The 18550-nt window shown below is 41.6% G+C and carries 16 protein-coding genes; 13 read left to right on the top strand and 3 right to left on the bottom strand.

The window, feature by feature from the left end; translation table 11 throughout:
• Nucleotides 1-1629 (bottom strand): response regulator, encoded by a 1629-nt coding sequence (locus NSQ29_RS14425; protein ID WP_341125411.1) that lies wholly within the window; start codon nucleotides 1627-1629, stop codon nucleotides 1-3.
• Nucleotides 1630-1923: 294 nt separating this feature from the next.
• Here NSQ29_RS14425 and NSQ29_RS14420 point away from each other — a divergent pair, with 294 nt between their 5' ends.
• From NSQ29_RS14420 to NSQ29_RS14390, 7 genes are all read left to right on the top strand, one after another.
• Complete coding sequence (locus tag NSQ29_RS14420; protein WP_341125410.1) at nucleotides 1924-3315, top strand: ABC transporter substrate-binding protein; 1392 nt, start codon at nucleotides 1924-1926, stop codon at nucleotides 3313-3315.
• A 57-nt stretch (nucleotides 3316-3372) separates the two neighbouring features.
• Nucleotides 3373-4332 carry a carbohydrate ABC transporter permease gene (locus NSQ29_RS14415; RefSeq protein ID WP_445739164.1) on the top strand — a complete coding sequence of 320 codons (960 nt, stop codon included), beginning with the start codon at nucleotides 3373-3375 and terminating at the stop codon, nucleotides 4330-4332.
• A 12-nt stretch (nucleotides 4333-4344) separates the two neighbouring features.
• Complete coding sequence (locus NSQ29_RS14410; protein ID WP_341125409.1) at nucleotides 4345-5232, top strand: carbohydrate ABC transporter permease; 888 nt, start codon at nucleotides 4345-4347, stop codon at nucleotides 5230-5232.
• A gap of 59 nt (nucleotides 5233-5291) precedes the next feature.
• Entirely contained in the window at nucleotides 5292-6209 is a 918-nt protein-coding gene (locus NSQ29_RS14405) for a dihydrodipicolinate synthase family protein (RefSeq protein WP_339270783.1), read from the top strand.
• 17 nt (nucleotides 6210-6226) lie between these two features.
• The gene (locus tag NSQ29_RS14400; protein ID WP_341125408.1) at nucleotides 6227-6898 is read left to right on the top strand and encodes an N-acetylmannosamine-6-phosphate 2-epimerase; all 672 of its coding nucleotides are present in this window, start codon (nucleotides 6227-6229) and stop codon (nucleotides 6896-6898) included.
• A gap of 19 nt (nucleotides 6899-6917) precedes the next feature.
• Nucleotides 6918-7913: an ROK family protein gene (locus tag NSQ29_RS14395; RefSeq protein WP_341125407.1), complete on the top strand. Its 996-nt coding sequence runs from the start codon at nucleotides 6918-6920 to the stop codon at nucleotides 7911-7913.
• 197 nt (nucleotides 7914-8110) lie between these two features.
• Nucleotides 8111-9517 carry a GNAT family N-acetyltransferase gene (locus tag NSQ29_RS14390; RefSeq protein WP_341125406.1) on the top strand — a complete coding sequence of 469 codons (1407 nt, stop codon included), beginning with the start codon at nucleotides 8111-8113 and terminating at the stop codon, nucleotides 9515-9517.
• Between the two features lie 322 nt (nucleotides 9518-9839).
• Here NSQ29_RS14390 and NSQ29_RS14385 read toward each other — a convergent pair whose 3' ends face one another.
• The gene (locus NSQ29_RS14385) at nucleotides 9840-10376 is read right to left on the bottom strand and encodes a GNAT family N-acetyltransferase (protein WP_149644257.1); all 537 of its coding nucleotides are present in this window, start codon (nucleotides 10374-10376) and stop codon (nucleotides 9840-9842) included.
• Between the two features lie 240 nt (nucleotides 10377-10616).
• On the opposite strand from NSQ29_RS14385, the gene NSQ29_RS14380 reads away from it, so the two are divergent.
• Both NSQ29_RS14380 and NSQ29_RS14375 read left to right on the top strand, forming a co-directional pair.
• A complete protein-coding gene (locus tag NSQ29_RS14380; protein WP_076282829.1) occupies nucleotides 10617-11804 on the top strand; it encodes a stalk domain-containing protein in 1188 nt (395 codons plus the stop codon).
• A 190-nt stretch (nucleotides 11805-11994) separates the two neighbouring features.
• Nucleotides 11995-12183 (top strand): hypothetical protein, encoded by a 189-nt coding sequence (locus tag NSQ29_RS14375; protein WP_076121390.1) that lies wholly within the window; start codon nucleotides 11995-11997, stop codon nucleotides 12181-12183.
• Nucleotides 12184-12300: 117 nt separating this feature from the next.
• On the opposite strand, the gene NSQ29_RS14370 is transcribed toward NSQ29_RS14375, so the two are convergent.
• The gene (locus NSQ29_RS14370) at nucleotides 12301-13590 is read right to left on the bottom strand and encodes an adenylosuccinate synthase (RefSeq protein WP_340969084.1); all 1290 of its coding nucleotides are present in this window, start codon (nucleotides 13588-13590) and stop codon (nucleotides 12301-12303) included.
• A gap of 113 nt (nucleotides 13591-13703) precedes the next feature.
• Between NSQ29_RS14370 and NSQ29_RS14365 the strand changes: the two genes are divergently transcribed.
• From NSQ29_RS14365 to NSQ29_RS14350, 4 genes are all read left to right on the top strand, one after another.
• A complete protein-coding gene (locus NSQ29_RS14365; RefSeq protein ID WP_341060596.1) occupies nucleotides 13704-14582 on the top strand; it encodes a LysR family transcriptional regulator in 879 nt (292 codons plus the stop codon).
• A gap of 45 nt (nucleotides 14583-14627) precedes the next feature.
• Complete coding sequence (locus NSQ29_RS14360) at nucleotides 14628-15863, top strand: molybdopterin-dependent oxidoreductase (protein WP_341125405.1); 1236 nt, start codon at nucleotides 14628-14630, stop codon at nucleotides 15861-15863.
• A gap of 185 nt (nucleotides 15864-16048) precedes the next feature.
• Nucleotides 16049-16834: a hypothetical protein gene (locus tag NSQ29_RS14355; protein ID WP_341125404.1), complete on the top strand. Its 786-nt coding sequence runs from the start codon at nucleotides 16049-16051 to the stop codon at nucleotides 16832-16834.
• Between the two features lie 13 nt (nucleotides 16835-16847).
• Entirely contained in the window at nucleotides 16848-18536 is a 1689-nt protein-coding gene (locus NSQ29_RS14350) for a vWA domain-containing protein (protein WP_341125403.1), read from the top strand.
• The last annotated feature ends 14 nt before the right edge of the window (nucleotides 18537-18550 follow it).

The following is an 18550-nucleotide window of genomic DNA, read 5'->3' as shown; positions in this document are numbered from 1 at the left end:
TCACCAGCCTGATTGTTTTCTATAGTCTGATGGGGTCATGTTGGTGATACTTCGGAATGTTTTCACGAAATGCTTATAGCTTTTGTAACCACACATCGTACAGACATCGGTCACTAGAATCTCCGGTTTTTTTAAGCATTCCTGCGCATATTCCATACGAATTTCGGTTACAAATTTCATATAGTTCTTATCGAGTTTCCGCTTGAAGAGGCGACTTAAATAAGACGGATTATAGAAGAATCGATCTGCTACCATCTGCAGAGTCACGTCTTGATCAATATTTTCTTTAATGAAGGATTTAATATGCTCGAATATGATCACATCCTGTTGGTGGTTGTGTGTCAGTCCTTCGGTATAAACAATCCCCAAATGAATCATCCACCTGCCAAGCCAGTCAAAAAGCGTCTCAAGCGAATCAAAATCATCCACAAAGGTAAGGTTCAGGAGCTTTTCGCTGTACACACCTTCGATATGGATGTGGTTTTTATTGGCGAAGCGGATTATAACACTTATGATTTCCTGAAGAAATGCGAGCCAGTAATCAGGAGAAGAGACATCGGTTTTACTCAAAATATCTTGAGCCAGGCGGTGCATCAGCTGGAGCGTCTCTATTTCGTAAGACCTTTCGATACAAGAGATCATCCGTTTCTTATCATTCTCATTTAGTTGAATTAAGGATGGTTTCTGAGAATTTGAGTTTTCTGTCCATTGTGGCACATAGAATAACCTGCAATCTCTCATGTAAAAGCGTTGATATAACATTCGATCGGAATCGTGCAGCAAAGTATGTATTTGTGCAGGGTTCTCCGTCGTCTTACCTATAACTAAATAGAGGCCTAGATGATGTTCTAGCGTAAGCGCCTTCAGATATTGATCGATTCGTATCTGTACTTGAGTTTGAAGAGGGAAGTTGTCAGTAGAAGACGGAGATCCCAATACAATAAGACCATAGAGCTTTGTTTTAGATGAATATGTAAAAATAGAGTGCGGTGTAGAGGCATGGAGATACTCATCGACTGCGTAATGAATGAACTTTTCCGCATATTCTCTCATCCATAGGGTGGATTGCGAGCGCGTTTCTCTCATAGGAATGCCAGTCAAAACAAAGGGGAGATAAAGATAGTAGTTACTGTTGAAATTACATAGTTCATGGATAATAGCATCATCTATTACTGAATGTTCTTCCTCTAGCAACAGCTTTACAAGTTGTGCCCCTTCCAGATTAGAACGTTTTAATCTATCCTGTCGCTTTAGTTGGAGCTTGTTCATACACTCTTGTATCACTAAGAGGCTTTCCTCGTATTCCAAAGGTTTGAGCAAAAAAGCATGTACATTCCCTAGTTTAATAGCCTTCTGCGCGTATTCGAAATCGTTGAATCCTGTCAAAATGATAAATAATGTATCAGGAAGCAGATTGCGAATCTGCTCAATCATTTGAAGACCATTCATTTCGGGCATCCGGATATCGGTGATCACCAAATCGGGCTTCTCGCGTAGCGCGGTGGTCATTCCTTCTCTGCCATTCTCTGCTTCAATAATGCTGTGGACCCCAAGCTCCTCCCAAGCAAAGTAATGTTTTAAGCCCGTCCGTATTAATGGCTCATCCTCTACAATCATCAATTTATACATGAAATCCCTCCGGAAGACTAGAATTATAGTGGATCACTCGTAAGAGAATACCATTAGATGTAAGATTAAAAGGGTTACATTAAGGCGAAAAAGTGAAAAAATATAAATTCAATTGTTAATAGGTGGAATATGTAATGTATTATAACATTGAAGAAGGGTAGATTGAAGGGATATGTCAGAAATGAACCCTAAAAGTAAAAGGAGTGGGATTCTCCTGAATTTACAATTGATTTATGATTAGCGCAAGGAATGAGAGCAGTACTTTATTCCACAAAAAATAATTGGGGGTAGCACATGAAAGCAATGAAAAAAGGGCTAATGAGTATTGTTGGTGTCGCACTTTTAGGTACACAGTTAGTTGCATGTGGAAATACGAACACAGCGAATTCAGCGGTTACACCAAGTAATAATGCTGACAAGACAGAGCCCGCAGCAACTGAGGTTGCTGCTAAACCAGTAGAAATTACTTGGTGGAATTTTCCGAGCTTTCAAGCTTTAGATGGCGAAGTAGGCAAGTATGAGAAGGAAATCATTGCAGCTTTTAATGAGAAGAATCCTGAAATTAAAGTAAACCTTGAGATGATCACCTTTGAAGGCGGCCCTGAAAAACTGAATGTCGCAATTGCTTCGAATACCGCACCTGATGTGATCTATGATGCACCTGGACGGATTATCGATTGGGGTAAAAAGGATTTGCTTGCACCGCTTAACGACATGGTGACTGATGAAGTGAAGAATGATATTTCAGAAGCTTTTTGGAAGCAGTCAAGTGTAGGCGACAACATCTTTATGTACCCGATCAACACAGCGCCTTTTATGATGGCTGTTAATAAATCTATTTTTGAAAAGATTGGCGCTCTAGATTTACTACCTTTGGATAAGGAAGATAGAACTTGGACGTTTGAAGAATATAAAAAGGCGTTGGAAGCTGTAAAAGAAAAGGCACCGGACGTTATTCCTACAGGATTCTTCGCGAAGAGCCAAGCTGGAGACCAAGGCACTCGCGCTTATCTTGCTAACTTAGGTGTATCCCGATTCTTAAATGAAGATAACTCAGCAGTCGCTATCAATACTGATAATGCTGCTAAAGCGTTAGATTGGATTGTCAAAGCTACGAAAGATAAACTCAGTGTCTCTGGTGCAGCTTCACTTGCGGCTGCTGACGTGAACGATTTGTTCCTGCAAGGTAAATTGGCCTTTACACTTAACTATTCCGCTGTACTAAAAGCACAGAACGTATCTAAAAAAATGGTACAGTTCGAAGATATTCTCCTTCCATTCCCTACACTAGATGGTTCAGAACCAAAGCTTGAACCATATCTGGGCGGTATGGCTGTATTTAACAATGGGGATGAAGCTAAGATTGCAGCTTCCAAAAAGCTGATTGATTTTATTGCTAATGATCCTGTATGGGGTAAGAAAAACTTGATTCAAACAGGTGGTCTCTCGGTTCGTAATTCGATTACTGGTCTTTATGACGATCCAGAGTATAAATACGCTGAATATGCACGTAAATTTACGACAGATGCACCAACGATTGCTGATGGATATGCAGATATTCGTACGTTCTGGTTCCCTGAATTACAACGTGCTTTAACTGGAGGCGCAACCGGCAAGGAAGCTTTGGATAGTTTTGCTACAAAGGCTAACGAAGCTATTACTAAAGCAAAAGCAGCTATGAAATAAATAGTGAATGGTGTTCAAAAGAATAGAGTGCGGGAAGCACTCTATTCTTTTGAAAAAATGAAAATTTTCAAGCTACCTATAAATATCATTATTTTTCATCAGAGAAATGGGGAGAAGGTTGTGGGGACAACGGTACGCAAAATTAAAGGTTATGTGATACGTGACTGGATGATGAGTTATCTCTTCTTATTACCAGCGTTTGGATTTTTTCTTCTGTTTGTAGCCTACCCAATGATAAAAGGGGTTTATATTAGTTTCTTTGATTACTCGCTGAGAGATTTTAGTTTTATTGGTCTCGATAATTATATTTCATTATTTAAAGATGATAATTTCATGAAGTCCATGGGAAATACTTTATTACTCGTAGTGATCACCGTACCGATCGTGATTATCTTTTCACTGTTTGTCTCCATGAATATTTATAAGAAAAAAGAGTTTGCTAGATCGTTTTTCCGCGGGGTGTTCTACTTGCCAGCCGTATCTTCGGTCGTAAGTATTACAGTCGTTTGGGGCTGGATTTACCATCCCAACTACGGAATTCTGAATTATTTGACGGGTTTATTTGGAATGGAGCCTGTTTCATGGCTTGGGGATACAAGAACCGCATTACTTGCAATTATCGTGGTCTTAATAACGACTTCTGTAGGGCAACCGATCATTTTGTATGTGGCCTCCATTGGTAACATTCCTACCTCTTATATTGAAGCCGCAGAGATAGATCGAGCAACCCCTTGGCAAATTTTCCAGAAAATATTATGGCCGATGCTGATGCCAACGAACTTATATATTATCGTGATTACCACGATTAATACCTTTCAGTGTTTTGCACTGATTCAACTCCTTACCTCAGGTGGACCTGTATATAGCACTTCAACTGTTATGTATGGTGTATATGAACAAGCCTTTATGCTAGGTCATTTCGGATATGCCTCTGCAATGGGCGTCATACTCGCAATTGTAATTGGGATCATTTCAATCATTCAATTCAAATACTTTGGCAGCGATGTTGAGTATTAAGGAGGGGACATCATGAATTCTACGAATCCATTAGAACTGAAAGCACCTATTATCCAGTCTAAGAAAGTAAGCGCATGGAAAAAAGAATTAACGATTCCAAAAATAATCGCTACAATCCTATTGATTTTGGCTACATTATTTTTTATCTTTCCCTTTTACTGGGTAGTGTCGGGGGCCTTTAAACTTCAAACTGTGGCAACGACCATCCCACCGGAATGGTTTCCGTTAAAGCCGACGTTACAGAACTGGACAGAATTATTTAAGAATCCCGTAGAACGCTGGATGTTTAATAGCTTTATTATTGCTTTTGCAGAAATGGCTGCGATCTGTATTGTCTCCTCCTGCGCCGGATATGTTCTCGCAAAGAAATCGTTTCCCGGACGAGGAATTATCTTTACGATGTTTGTTGCCGCTATGGCATTGCCTAAGCAAGTTATTCTCGTTCCGCTGTTTACGATGTTAGCAGACTTTGGTTGGGTCAATACGTATAAAGGGCTTATTTTACCGGCGATTGGCTGGCCATTTGGAGTCTTTTTGATGAAACAGTTCGCGCAGACGATTCCGGGAGAGTTGATTGAAGCGGCAAAAATTGACGGCAGCTCGGAAATTCGATTGTTCGGAATGATCATTTTACCGTTATTGAAACCAGCAGTTGGTGCACTGGCTATATTCACCTTTATTACTTCATGGAACGATTATTTCAGCCAGTTAATCATGACGCGATCTACTTCGATGATGACCTTGCCACTTGGGGTTGCGACACTTCGAGGCGAATTCACAACGAACTATGGACTGCTTATGGCAGGAGCTGCGTTAGCTTCAATTCCTATGATTGCGATTTTCCTAATGTTTCAAAAGGCATTCACACAAGGGATTACGATGGGTGCTGTTAAGGGTTAAATATTCTTATAACAACGTAAATTAATGAGTTGTGACTTAAACGATGGAGGCTATTATCTATGAAATCTTATAATCTTGAAGCTTTTAAAGGCATTATTATCGCTTTGTACTCCAGTTATGATGCTGAGGGGAATATAGATAAAGAAGCGGCACGCAAATTAGCTCGTCATTATGCTTCTACAGGTGTGAAAGGGCTTTATGTTGGCGGCAGCTCAGGCGAAGGCATGCTGCAATCGGTAGAAGAGCGTAAACAAATGCTCGAAGCAGTTATAGCGGAAGTAGGAGATGAGCTTACGATCATTGCTCATGTAGGTGCTCCATCTACAAGAGACAGTGTTGAGCTAGCAGTACATGCTGAATTAGTTGGCGCACATGCGGTATCGGCTGTTCCGGCTATCTATTATCGTTTGTCTCCAGACAGTGTTGAAAGTCATTGGCAGGCGATCATTGATAGTACTTCACTTCCATTTATTATCTACCACATCCCGCAAACGACAGGCTTTCAATTATCGAAAAGCTTGTTAGTGAAGATGGCCGCGCAGGATAAAGTGATTGGCGTGAAGATTTCAGCAGAAAGTACATTTGAGCTTCAGCAGTTTAAGGCAGCAGGTGGAAATGATTTTCTTGTATTGAATGGACCAGATGAGCAGTACTTAGCTGGCCGCAGCATTGGGGCAGATGGTGGGATTGGTGGAACCTACGGGGTTATGCCCGAGCTATTTTTAAAAGTAGAACAATGTTATGGGCAAGGCGATATGGCTGAGGCGCAGAAATGGCAGTTCATTATCAATGATCTCATTGTAGAATTATTATCCTTTCCATCATTATATGGTGCATGCAAAGCAATTCTGAGTTTGCGTGGATTTGAAACGGGCCAACCGAGAATGCCACTTTTACCCATCAAGGCTTCGGATCAGGATCGGGTGGAAGCTCTCAACAATAGAATATTAGAATATATTCTTGAAGCGAAGGGATAGGGTTTATGATGACTCGAATGAGCGATATCTTTCCGATGAAAGGTCTGATCGTGTCATGTCAGGCACTTGAGCATGAGCCGCTTCATGGTGGAGATACAATGGCAAAAATGGCAAGAGCGGCGGTTCAATCAGGGGCAATTGGAATTCGGACGAATGGGGTTCCAGATATTCTAGCGATTAAAGAAGAAGTAAATGTACCGGTTATTGGACTTATTAAACGGGATATTCCCGGATCAGCCATATTTATTACGCCAACTCTGGATGAGGTGAAAGCAATCGTTTCCGCTAAAGCGGATATTGTTGCATTAGATGTTACGAATCGGGAAGGTCGCTTAGCGTCGGTTAAGCCTTTAATCGCATATGCCCATCAAATGGGTGTGCTTGTAATGGCAGATATATCGACTTTGGAGGAAGGACTGGCAGCGGAAGAATTAGGTGTAGATTTTATTGGTACAACACTTTCGGGCTATACACCATACAGCACACAACAAGAAGGACCAGATCTTGTCTTGCTGCAGCAATTATGCGAGTTCGTGAATATTCCCGTAGTTGCGGAGGGACGTATATGGACTCCGGAAGATGCGGCGAGAGCTAAGAGGGCTGGGGCATCATATGTAGTTGTAGGAAGTGCGATTACAAGGCCACAGTTGATCACTTCACGATATGTCAAAGCCGTGATCGATTGCTGAGACTTAAGGAGGCGAGTCCGTGTTAGAAGATTATGATCCTCTAAAGGAATATGCTGTAGGAGTGGATATCGGGGGAACGAAAATTAATGCTGGACTGGTTACACCACAGGGGGACGTAGTACATACTGTAAGTCTGAGCACAAAGGCTGGGTTCACGAAGACCGTGGACCGAGCTTTTCAGGCTATTCAAAGGTTAATAGAAGAAGCTACAGCCATGCATGCAGGCGTTCAGATTAAAGGGATTGGTGTAGGAACGGCAGGACAAATCGATTGGGAGGCGGGGAGTATTCGCTCAGCCTCTGAGCTTATTCCTGGATATGCTGGGACAGATTTGAAAGCGTTGCTTCAGACTCAGTTCCAGCTTCCAGTAATCGTAGATAATGACGTGAATGTACTGGCATTAACAGAGAAATATTTAGGTTCTTGTATAGGTGTAGAAGATTTTATCTGTCTTGCACTTGGAACGGGTGTAGGCGGAGCAATTATTGTAGAAGGTCGCCTTGTTCATGGTTCTTGGGGTGGGGCTGGAGAGTTAGGGCATATGTCTGTAGATTTCAAAGGGCCGACATGCGTTTGTGGTGGGAAAGGCTGCTTAGAGCACTATGCGTCAGGCACAAGCATTGCTCGTCGTATGCAGGAAAAACTAACTATACACAGCCTGCCACTTGATAACATAAACTCACGAGAAGTGATCGAGAGATGGAGGGAAGGAGACCGTCTAGCTACAGAAGTAATGGAAGAAACAATTGCTGCGCTTGGTTCAGCTATCGCTTCGTTTATTCATATTTTTAACCCAAAGGTTATTGTTATTGGTGGTGGAGTGGCTGAAGCAGGTGAGCTATTATTCGAAGGAATAAGAAGAGAAGTGGCTACGAGAACGATGCCATCGATGCTGGAAGGCGTCCGCATTGAAGCGGCCTATCGTGGCAATTTCTGTGGAATGATCGGTGCGGCATTACAGATCTGGGAGTACGGAGTCCCATCCCTTTCATCTAGTAATGAAGGCTTTATCTAAATCTCTTGATTAAATAGAATAATTTACCGATAATGTTAAAGGGGATGAGAGTAAAGGTCAAATCTTTCTGGGGTCCCTAATCCGTTTATAAGGAGTGATGATGTTTGAGTACGAACAACACCACAATGAAGTCCGAGAGAGGTCAGTATTCGTAAGGGAAGAACACCTCTCAATGACTACGGGAGGCACTATCGGAAATGATGACTTTAATGAACATGGTGAGGGGAACAGAGAACGATCTACCTGCCAAAGAGATGATCAAGTATTGGAATCATGAGCCTGGAACTATGAAGCTTGTGAGAGCAAGTAGCAATTTTATTTATACGTTTCAATGGAATAGTAAGCACTATTATTTAAGGTTTACTCACGAAGAGGATAATAGCGCAGAGAATATTCAGGCTGAACTAGATTTTATGATGTACTTATTGGAACAGGGCTATGAGACCGTGGCGCCAGTACGCTCCATGCAAGGGAAGTGGATTGAGACCCTTTTAACTGGAAATGGTAGATATCACGGGGTTGTTTTTGAACAAGCCCAAGGGGAGTACGTTCCGCTTGAAGAGATGTCGGAGCTGCAGTTCCAACATTGGGGTCAAACGCTCGCGAGATTGCATAATTTATCTGAGACTTATGCTCCGAGCACACCCGCGCGTAAAAGCTGGGTCGATTCGCTTCAATTTATTTTATCCGTATTAAGAAGACATCCCGAGGAGCATAAAGCGCTTAAGGAATATGAACGAATTGAGGCGTGGTTAAGTGAGCTCTCTTTTGGCGTAGGACATACGGGGCTGATCCATTTTGATTTTGAGACAGACAATATCTTTTATATGAAAGAGACGTCTCGATATAGTTCGATCGACTTTGATGACTCTATGTATCACTGGTTTGCGATGGATATCACATCAGCGTTAAGAGATCTATCCAAGCAGAATGATGATGAGAGCAAGAAGAACATCGATCTTTTTATTAGTGGATATAGATCTGTAAAGCGGCTGGACGATGAATATATCAAGTTATTGCCAGAATTCCAAAGGTTCTCTGACTTATATGGATTCGCTAGGTTGCTTCGAAGTTTAGAGAATTTGGACGTTTCTATTTGTCCGGAATGGGCACTACAGCTTAAAGCTAAATTAGATGCAATCTGTGATCGTATTCGGGATGGCTTTCATCCACATATTGCGCTGAAGACAATCACTGAGAATAACTGGTATGCCTGTACGCAATTAGAGGTGTCCAATGAGCAAAAAACGGTTTTTCCTGTACCAGTAGTCTATTGGTTAGCAGAATCGGCTTATTGCGGAATGACTCCGTTGGCTTTATACGCAGATGAAGAATTGGTAGGATTCTCAGTATATGCCGTAGATCCTGAGGACGGAAGTTATTGGATTATGGCTTTTATGATTGATCAGAAATATCAGAATAGAGGATTCGGTAGAACCGGAATGGATGCCTTGATTCGAACTATAAAAGCGGAACATCACTGCGACAAAATCGTTATTGGACATCGAATAGAGAACGAACGTGCTTCGAACTTATATACATCCCTTGGATTCGTTGAAGTGAGCAGGGACGAGGTTGAAGTCATACGTGAGTTGATAGTGTAAAAAGAAAAGAGGCCGTTCCAAAAGTAGTTTTTGTACTACTTGGGAGCGGCTCTTCTTGTTATCCTGTAAATGACGTTCCAAATGATGATCCGAGTGAAGTTCCAAGTGAAGTTTCAATAGAACAATTAGGGAATTTCTCCCTCTAATTCTGAGATTATTGGTTGCCAGACTTATAATTAGGGAAAACCTCCCCTAAATTCGTCTGATTTGATGAAAATCAAAGGGATTAGCCTGATTTATAGGGAGGAATTCCCTAATTTCATTCATTATTAGCGGATATCGACTTTTTATAGGGAGTTTTTCCCTAATCAGTTTTAAACCATCAAATATTAGCCCACTCCTGCTCTAAAGAGGAATAGACGATCTCGTTGCACCATTGCTGATTACAGAATCTAGTCTCCCTAAGAACCCCGTCTTTAAACATCCCTGCTCTAATCATTACTTTCTCAGATTGCATATTCTCGGCGTTGGCATAAGCAACAACCCTATGTGCATTAAGAGAGCTAAAGGCATAACCTATCAGAGACTTCACGGCTTCAGTTGCATATCCCATTTTCCAATAGTCCGGGAGTAGGACCCAACCGATTTCCCATTCTCTGATTTCTTCCCAGTTTAACTTTATGCTGACATTACCGATGGGCTTCATATCCAGCTTTGTACATATTGCAAGATCATAATATTGCCGTGGATCACTTGTTGCTTGAGACAAGATCGAAAGGAAGTCATCTTTAATTTGTTTTGCATCAGGTGCAGTGTTCTCATATTTGTAGGATAGGGGATTTTGTTCTAGTTCTTCATAAAAAGAAGAATCACTGCTTGTATAATCTCTTAAAATTAATCGGTTCGATACTATTTCCATGAATATAGCACTCCTAGTTTAAGTTTTAATTGTTCTTCAGTTGCTACCGCCTAATACGATTACAAAGACTCTGTTATACGTACACTGTAACTTCTTGTAGATCCATGTAATTTCCTTTATTTTTCATAATATTTACACATTATAAAAATATAAGCTTAACAACCTTCCATTTTTATCTACAAAAATAGTGGAATTGTGATAAAGTAATATTGGTTTATTTACTAGAGGGGGATTTTGGAAATGAAAATGATTAAATGGGGCATCACTGCAGCGCTGGCAGTATCTATGTTTGGTCCAATTCATACAGCGAAGGCAGCAGATACAAGTGTACAAGCAGAGACTACGACTCAAAACAACGATGATCTAATCTTTAAGATGGACTATACGGAGATGACCGTTGGTGACAAGGTTCCAGTGCAGATTTTTGCAAAAGGTCCAGATGGCTCATCCGAACGTGTTCCACTGTCTCAAGCAGATATGGTTATTGAGAAGCCTTACTTATTGCAAAAGCTGCCTGATGGTTCAATAAAAGCATTAGCCGTTGGCGAAACAAATGTAACCGTACGTTCAGGAGCTAATTCCAAAACGTTAAAGTTATCTATCAGTGCTGATAAGGACATCGAAACAGGTGTATTAATCAATGGCACGATGTATTTGCCTGTACAAACTACCTTTAAGAGTTTAGGTGCAACTATTCAGACGAATACAGCCACTAAGACTTTTAGTATTCGTGTAGGGGATTTGCCTATTCAGCTTCAACTGGGCAGCGATATTGCTATGGTGAATGGGAATAAGGTGAAAATGAGTGGTAAAGTGCAAACCGTGGATGGAGGAGCAGTATTCCCTGCTACCCTCTTAAAAACAGCATTGGGAGCAGTATTGGACTTTGGTGCTCATTATGAGTCTTTGAACATCAATTTCGGTAAAGCGGAGTTATTTGCGTACACAAAAAATACGTTAAAAATAGCCAAAAGAGAATCTCAAGGTGACCTCGCCAAGCTAATCGGAAAGACTTATTGGTTCAACCAGTATGATTCCGACTATAAATTCCAAAAAGCAACGATTGTTGATATTCTTGTGAACGACGATAATGAGTTTTCGATTTCTTTTCAATTGGCATCAGGTAAAATTGTGAATTCTTATGATATGGAATACGATCAGGTCACTCGCGATCTGGCAAACAAAGAGTATTTCTTTACGTCTGATCCTACCAAAATCTATAAATGGTCTAATGCGATTTGGGCCAAAATCAAGGCGGGTACAATTTCGACAGGGATGACGAAGCAGCAAGTAGAATTAAGCTGGGGCACTCCAATTGATAAATCAAGTCTATCCGGCAGTGGAATTACAGTTGAGACTTGGCAATATAGAAATTATAATTACGTAACCTTTACAAATGGTGTTGTCTCTATGATTTACACAAATTAATGTAAGGGAACTATAACTTCATTTTAAATCAAAGGACGCCTTCAGGTTCATCATCGGGCGTCCTTTTCATATATTCGAACGCCTCATCATTGATTTAGTCATAGAGCCTGTCTCTGAAGCATATCTTTTGAAAGAAGCACTTTCAGAATGAAATGTTGACTATTTATTGACCGAAATGAGGGGTTTATTCATGGCAAAGTCAAAACGTGGACATGCACTGTGGAGTTTACCATCCAGGGGTCGGGGTACTTGTCCGGTCTGTCAGAGCACACGGATCAAACTGCTTTATCCAAAAAGAAAAACGGACGGATCAGTCGTTAAGGTTTGTAAGCGTTGTGACAAGGCGCCTCAGACGAAAGTGGATGCAGTGTTGGTGTAAAAGAGTAACGCAAGGATGCCTAGTTGCAGCTATATGCATTTTGCATGTAGGTACAACTAGGCATCCTTATTTTGAAATATAAGAAAGTATAAATTTCACACTATGCTTGATATGAAATTATTTCAGCGTACGATGAATGACCTGATCACGTCTAGGTCCCACAGAAACAGTAGAAATACGTATTCCAATAGACGTTTCAATAAAGTCTACGTAACTTTTAGCTTGCTCTGGCAGCTCGTCGAAGTTTGTGATATGGGAAATATCGCAGTTCCAGCCAGATAAATACGTTATTATCGGTTTTGCTGTGTTTAACTTATTTGTTGCTGGAAACTTGTCGGTGATTTCCCCATTTTCAAGTTCATAGGCAACGCAAACCGGAATCTCATTTAAATAACCAAGAACATCCAGATTGGTCAGCACAACCTCCGTTGCACCTTGCATCAGGCAACCATAGCGTGTAGCTACTGCATCAAACCAACCCATACGTCTAGGACGACCCGTTGTTGCTCCAAATTCCCCAGCATCGCCACCTCGTGTGCGAAGTTCATCCGCTACAGGGCCTTCTAATTCAGATACAAAAGGTCCGGCACCAACACAACTGGAATATGCCTTCGTTACAGCGATAACATTCGTGATGGCAGCCGCAGGTAGACCCGCGCCGACAGGTGCGTATCCGGCAAGTGTCGATGAAGAGGTAGAGTAAGGATATATACCGTGATCAGGATCGCGCAGAGCGCCTAATTGCCCTTCAAGTAGAATCGTTTCTCCCTTTGCATAAGCTTCTTGTAGTATTTCTGTTGTATTGGCAACATATGGTGCCAATTGCGCAGCTTCCTTTTGTAACTGAGTCATTAATTCCGAGACTTGGATAGGGGCTTTCTTATATAAATGCTCCAGCAATACATTTTTTGAAGCAAGTAATTGTTCGAGACGTTTCTCAAGTCGGGCGGGATCAAACAAATCTGCAACTTGTATCCCGAGCTTCGCATATTTATCCGCGTAGAATGGCGCTATTCCTCGTTTGGTTGAACCGAACCCTTGTGACCCAAGTCGTTCCTCTTCCAGCTCATCAAACAAACGATGGATCGAAAGTACGATTTGAGCACGCTCAGACACGTACAACTTCGGCTGTGGAACCCCTCTATCTGCTAATGCTTGTAATTCCTTTACTAATACTTCTGTATCAAGAGCTGTTCCTGGTCCAATAATGTTTGTAACTGAAGGGTAAAATACACCAGAAGGCAGCATATGAAGCGAAAATTTTCCATACTGGTTAATGATAGTATGCCCAGCATTACTTCCACCTTGAAAACGAACTACATAGGATGATTGAGCGGCTAGTACATCTGTCATTTTTCCTTTGCCTTCATCTCCCCAGTTAGCTCCTACAATTGCGATTACGGTCACGTGATTACCTCCCAAGCTTGTGATTGGCTACAGCTCTAAGTATAATGCTAGATATAACATTAGAAAAATTGATATATGTAATATCTATTATAAGGTGAGGTAATGACTTGGGAATGGACATCAACTTGGAATGGTATCGCTCTTTTTATTGGGTAGCACAAACAGGCAGCTTAACTGCGGCAGCAGAACGGCTGAATATCACACAACCCGCGGTGAGTCACACGATTAAGCAATTGGAAGAAAAGATGGGCGGCCCCTTATTTTTCCGTACCTCTAGAGGGGTGGATCTAACAACAGAAGGAAAAGTACTGCTGCGATTCATTGAGCAAGCCTTTCAGAATGTGGAGATGGGTGAGCGAGCGATTGCTGAAATGAACAATTTAAATAGTGGGGAGATTCATATCGGTGCAAGTGATACCCTCTGCAAATATTACTTGTTATCTTATCTCGAGCAATATCATGAACAATATCCTAACGTACGTATTCATATTACGAATCGAACAACACCGGAAACGCTCACGCTTTTAAAAGAAGGCAAAATTGATTTCGGCATCGTAAGCTTACCGGCATCTGACAAGCAGATTGAATTTCGTAAGAGTACACGGCTCCAAGATTGTCTTGTAGGAGGCAAGGGCTTCCGTCATTTAGCGGATAATACGATGCCGCTTTCAAACATCAAGCAGTACCCATTGTTGTTTCTGGAGCCAGGAGGCAGCACTAGAAAATATATAGATGGGTTTCTTGCCTCCAATCATGTGACGATAACACCAGAGTTTGAACTAGGCAGTGTAGATCTTCTTGTTCAGTTCGCTTTGCGTGGCTTTGGTCTAGCTTTTGTTATTCGTGATTATGTAAGGGAAGAATTAAAAAGTGGGGAGCTTGTAGAAATCCCTTTAGATCCGCCATTTCCAGAGCGTAACATCGGGATAGCGACTCTTCGAGGGGTTCCACTCTCTGCTGCATCAAAGTCCTTTCTAACCTTATTGGACTAAATTATATCGGATGCGGGATCATACATATGAGGAGGAGGCTAAGCTATGAGTGATTTGCTTGGTCGGCTACGTAAGGGATACGGGAAAAAGCTGCGTGCACTTCACACCTGGAACGGCTGGATCGTCGTGATGTTGGCCTTGACTGGGCTTGTGCTAGTAGGCGGTTTCTGGCGAGGTTTCCTCGGTGAAGGCAGGGTATGGATTAAAGGCTTGCATATTGTGGTAGGAATTGCATCTATCCTTCCAGTGATCTATTATCTTCTGCTGGCCAGTAAACATTGGAAACAGCTAAAGGAAAAACCTTGGCAGCGGTTCAATGTACTTGTTGTGCTCTTCCTGTTGCTTGGGTGGTTCGTTTCTGGTGTATTGTTATGGCAGTTTCGTACGGTAGGACCGCAAGTATCTAATCTTGCATTGGTCGTTCATGATGTCCTGACTTGGATTGGACTGCCTTACATTATCTATCACTCATTGACTCGTGTGAAGTGGTTGAAGGAGCCGAATCGTCGGACCATCAAGAGCGAGGGGAGTGCTATTACAACATCTCAGAATACTCCGCAGCCAGTCTATACACGTAGAGCATTCATTCGAGGGACGATCGGTGTAGGGCTTGCCCTTACAATCGGACCCTCATTTGTAAAATGGTTAGGCAGCTCGATTGGAAACATCGGTGGCAGCGAAACGATCGATAAATTAATCGAGAATGACCGCAATCAGCTGTTGCCAGCACCGCAGCCACTGGCGGCATCGTCACCGCCTCTTGGAGGTGGGTCGCAGGGTCAATTCCGTGTTTATACTGTAACCCCTATTCCTGAGTTCACGAACGATAATTGGTCCTTTAAGTTGGATGGTCTTGTTGATCAGAGCTTTACATGGAATTGGGAGCAATTCGTTCAATTGCAACGGACGGTTCAAGTGAGTGATTTTCACTGCGTGACAGGTTGGTCCGTCTATAAGAATACCTGGGAGGGCATCAAGCTGAAGGATCTACTACAACTGGCTGGTGTGAAGTCCACTGCAAAGACAGTGAAGTTCTACTCAGGGGATGGAGTATATACAGATACCCTTACGCTGGAGCAGGCGGATATGGACGATGTTATGGTCGCAGTGATGCATGATGGGAAACCGATTCCGAGCGATCTCGGTGGACCGGTTCGGCTAATTGTCCCCAAAATGTTCGCCTACAAGTCAGTGAAGTGGCTGAACCGGATTGAACTGATCGAGGGAGAGCATACAGGATACTGGGAGCAACGAGGCTATTCGAATGACGCTTGGGTATAAATGAGTTTACTTAACCTTAATGGGCTTGGGCCTGTTAAGGTTTTTTTGTGATTAGGGATGTAATCACAGAAATATTTCCATATATATAGAAGTGAATCAACGAGGGGCAGAGATCATCTGCGGAAAATTAGTTTTTTTGTAAATAAAAGGAGTATGGTGAGTTAGTTTCTGATAAAATAAAGCAAATGATGGAAAAAGTTACCGGATCGGTTAGGGAGGTGTTTATGTTGAACGGTGCGAGATCCGTAAAGCTATTAGGACTTATAGTTGGCGTGGTGTTACTGAATATTATCGTTTTGTCACCAGGGTTATTAGGGGTCGAAATTGGGGGAGTAAGCGTTCTAGAGACTTCCTTTGGCGTGACATTAGTAGTGATCAGTCTTCTTGTTGTCCTTTATGGAAGTTATAATTTGCTGTTTAAAGCTTCGGTGGTTCCACCTGTAAAAGAGATAAAGACGCATGAGGATTATATAGCAGCGCTCACGCAATACAAAAATGTAAAGGTGCTGAAGAAGGACATTACACTGGCTTTGGATCAGGTCATTCGAATGGAAAAGAAGAAAAACACGTTAATGGTTGTCCTTGGTCAGAGATTTGAGCAGTCGGAGCTAAGCTTCAAGAAGTTTGGTGCGGTCAGTTATGAAGTAGAGAAGCTTTTCTATCTGAACATTCGAGGGATACTTAATAAGTTAAGTGTTTTTGACGCTTCGGAATTCTCCCTTTTTGCCAGTCAGCAGAGACCTGCGCAGTTCTCGGATAAATTGGTGCAGAAAAAAACAGCGCTATACAATGAATACTTGGCTTATGTAACAGGTTATCTCGGTGCAAACGAAGAGATTTTGCTGAAGTTAGATCAATTACTTCTCGAAATATCGCTTTTAGACAGTACGAATTATAAAGATGTTGAAGATATGCCTTGTATGAAGGAGATCGATGAATTGATCAAACAGACGAAATTCTATAAGCAATGAAAGGAAGATGCGAATGGCTAGGAAAGGGAGAACATTTTTAGTCCTTGGGATTATAACAGTTGTAGTTTTTGCTCTTGTGTACTTTGGGATCACCTTAACATCTAATTTAGGTAAAACCACTACTGAGGTTTCGTCAGAAGATGCAGGAAAGCGGCTGGAAAAACTTTATAAAAAAATTAACGTAAATATCGCGGAGCAAGTTAAAGGACAAATCGACCTTGATCCTGTAGCGATTGGTGATTCCTTACCGGATATTTCTAAATTCCCTATATCAGTAACCAATACAACGGATAGCTTTGTCGAAATCTTTTCATCCACAGAGAAATCAGGAACGGGTAATGATGGATGGCTTAATGAAGTGGCGACAGACTTTAATAGTTCCAATATAGAAGTGAACGGATTACCTGTTTCAGTAAAAATTCGCAATATTGCTTCAGGAACAGCGACGGATTACATAAGGTCTGGTAAATATATACCAGATGCGTTTACACCATCCAATGAGTTATGGGGTGAGATGGTAAAAGCGAACGGAATGAATACGCAGCTTATAACCAATCGTCTTATTGGTAATGTAGCCGGTATTGTCACGAATAAAACGAAATATGATGAGTTAGTAGAAAAGTATGGTTCTTTAAACGTTAAGACGATTACTGATGCTATAGCGAATAATGAATTATCTATGGGTTACACAGATCCTTTTGCCAGCTCAACAGGTTTGAACTTTCTTGTGACTGCACTTGGGACGTTTGACAGCTCTGATTTGCTTGGAGCGCAAGCGGTTCAGGGCTTTGAGAAATTCCAAGCGAATGTACCTTTTATCGCATCGACTACTTTACAAATGCGTGATGCGGCTAAAACGGGGAAGCTGGATGCTTTTGTATTAGAGTACCAAATATACGCAAATGCCCCCGAACTAAAGGGTAGTTATGTATTTACTCCTTTTGGTGTAAGGCATGACAGCCCTCTTTACGCATTAGGTGATCTTCCACAAGAGAAGCTGGACATTATTAAGAAATTCGCGGAGTTTGTTGAACAGGATAAGTATCAGCGTTTGGGTGAGGAAAAAGGTTTTAATGGACTGAATGACTATCATTCGGAGGTTAATCCAGTGGATGGCAGTCTTTTATCCTCGGCTCAAAAGCTGTGGAAGGAGAAGAAAAACGGCAATAAACCCATTGCGGCAGTATTTGTAGCTGATGTCTCAGGTAGCATGAACGGTGAGCCTTTAAATCGTTTAAAGCAATCATTATTAACAGGACAGAAATACTTAGGCAAAGATAATAGTATTGGTTTTGTTTCCTACTCTGATAACGTTACGATAAATCTTCAAATCGGCAAATATGACACGAATCAGCAGTCGATGTTTGTTGGGGCAATAGATAGTCTTCAGGCGAATGGGGGGACAGCGACTTTTGATGGAATTGTGGTGGCACTCAAAATGCTTCAAGACGAAATGAAGATAAACCCGGAAATTAAACCTTTAATCTTTGTATTAAGTGATGGAGAGACGAATGAAGGTCATTCACTGAATGATATCAGGGGCTTAATTGAAACCTACAAAATTCCGATTTACACCATTGGCTACAACGCAAATATTAAAGCACTGGAGAGCATTTCAAGTATTAATGAAGCGGCTAACATCAACGCGGATACAGACGACGTAGTCTATAAAATCGGAAACCTGCTTAATGTTCAAATGTAAGTTACAACTTTTAG

This window comes from Paenibacillus sp. FSL F4-0236, assembly GCF_038000135.1.
Taxonomy (GTDB): Bacteria; Bacillota; Bacilli; order Paenibacillales; family Paenibacillaceae; genus Paenibacillus_AQ.
Note: the sequence above shows the minus strand (reverse complement) of the source record. Positions and strands in the feature narration are given on the sequence as shown.

Coding starts and splice junctions, on each gene's coding strand:
- NSQ29_RS14410 (WP_341125409.1), top strand. CDS start 4,345: ATGAATTCTACGAATCCATTAGAACTGAAAGCACCTATTATCCAGTCT.
- NSQ29_RS14390 (WP_341125406.1), top strand. CDS start 8,111: ATGATGACTTTAATGAACATGGTGAGGGGAACAGAGAACGATCTACCT.
- NSQ29_RS14400 (WP_341125408.1), top strand. CDS start 6,227: ATGAGCGATATCTTTCCGATGAAAGGTCTGATCGTGTCATGTCAGGCA.
- NSQ29_RS14355 (WP_341125404.1), top strand. CDS start 16,049: ATGATGGAAAAAGTTACCGGATCGGTTAGGGAGGTGTTTATGTTGAAC.
- NSQ29_RS14415 (WP_445739164.1), top strand. CDS start 3,373: ATGAAAATTTTCAAGCTACCTATAAATATCATTATTTTTCATCAGAGA.
- NSQ29_RS14385 (WP_149644257.1), bottom strand. CDS start 10,376: ATGGAAATAGTATCGAACCGATTAATTTTAAGAGATTATACAAGCAGT.
- NSQ29_RS14405 (WP_339270783.1), top strand. CDS start 5,292: ATGAAATCTTATAATCTTGAAGCTTTTAAAGGCATTATTATCGCTTTG.
- NSQ29_RS14350 (WP_341125403.1), top strand. CDS start 16,848: ATGGCTAGGAAAGGGAGAACATTTTTAGTCCTTGGGATTATAACAGTT.
- NSQ29_RS14360 (WP_341125405.1), top strand. CDS start 14,628: ATGAGTGATTTGCTTGGTCGGCTACGTAAGGGATACGGGAAAAAGCTG.
- NSQ29_RS14420 (WP_341125410.1), top strand. CDS start 1,924: ATGAAAGCAATGAAAAAAGGGCTAATGAGTATTGTTGGTGTCGCACTT.
- NSQ29_RS14375 (WP_076121390.1), top strand. CDS start 11,995: ATGGCAAAGTCAAAACGTGGACATGCACTGTGGAGTTTACCATCCAGG.
- NSQ29_RS14425 (WP_341125411.1), bottom strand. CDS start 1,629: ATGTATAAATTGATGATTGTAGAGGATGAGCCATTAATACGGACGGGC.
- NSQ29_RS14380 (WP_076282829.1), top strand. CDS start 10,617: ATGAAAATGATTAAATGGGGCATCACTGCAGCGCTGGCAGTATCTATG.
- NSQ29_RS14365 (WP_341060596.1), top strand. CDS start 13,704: ATGGACATCAACTTGGAATGGTATCGCTCTTTTTATTGGGTAGCACAA.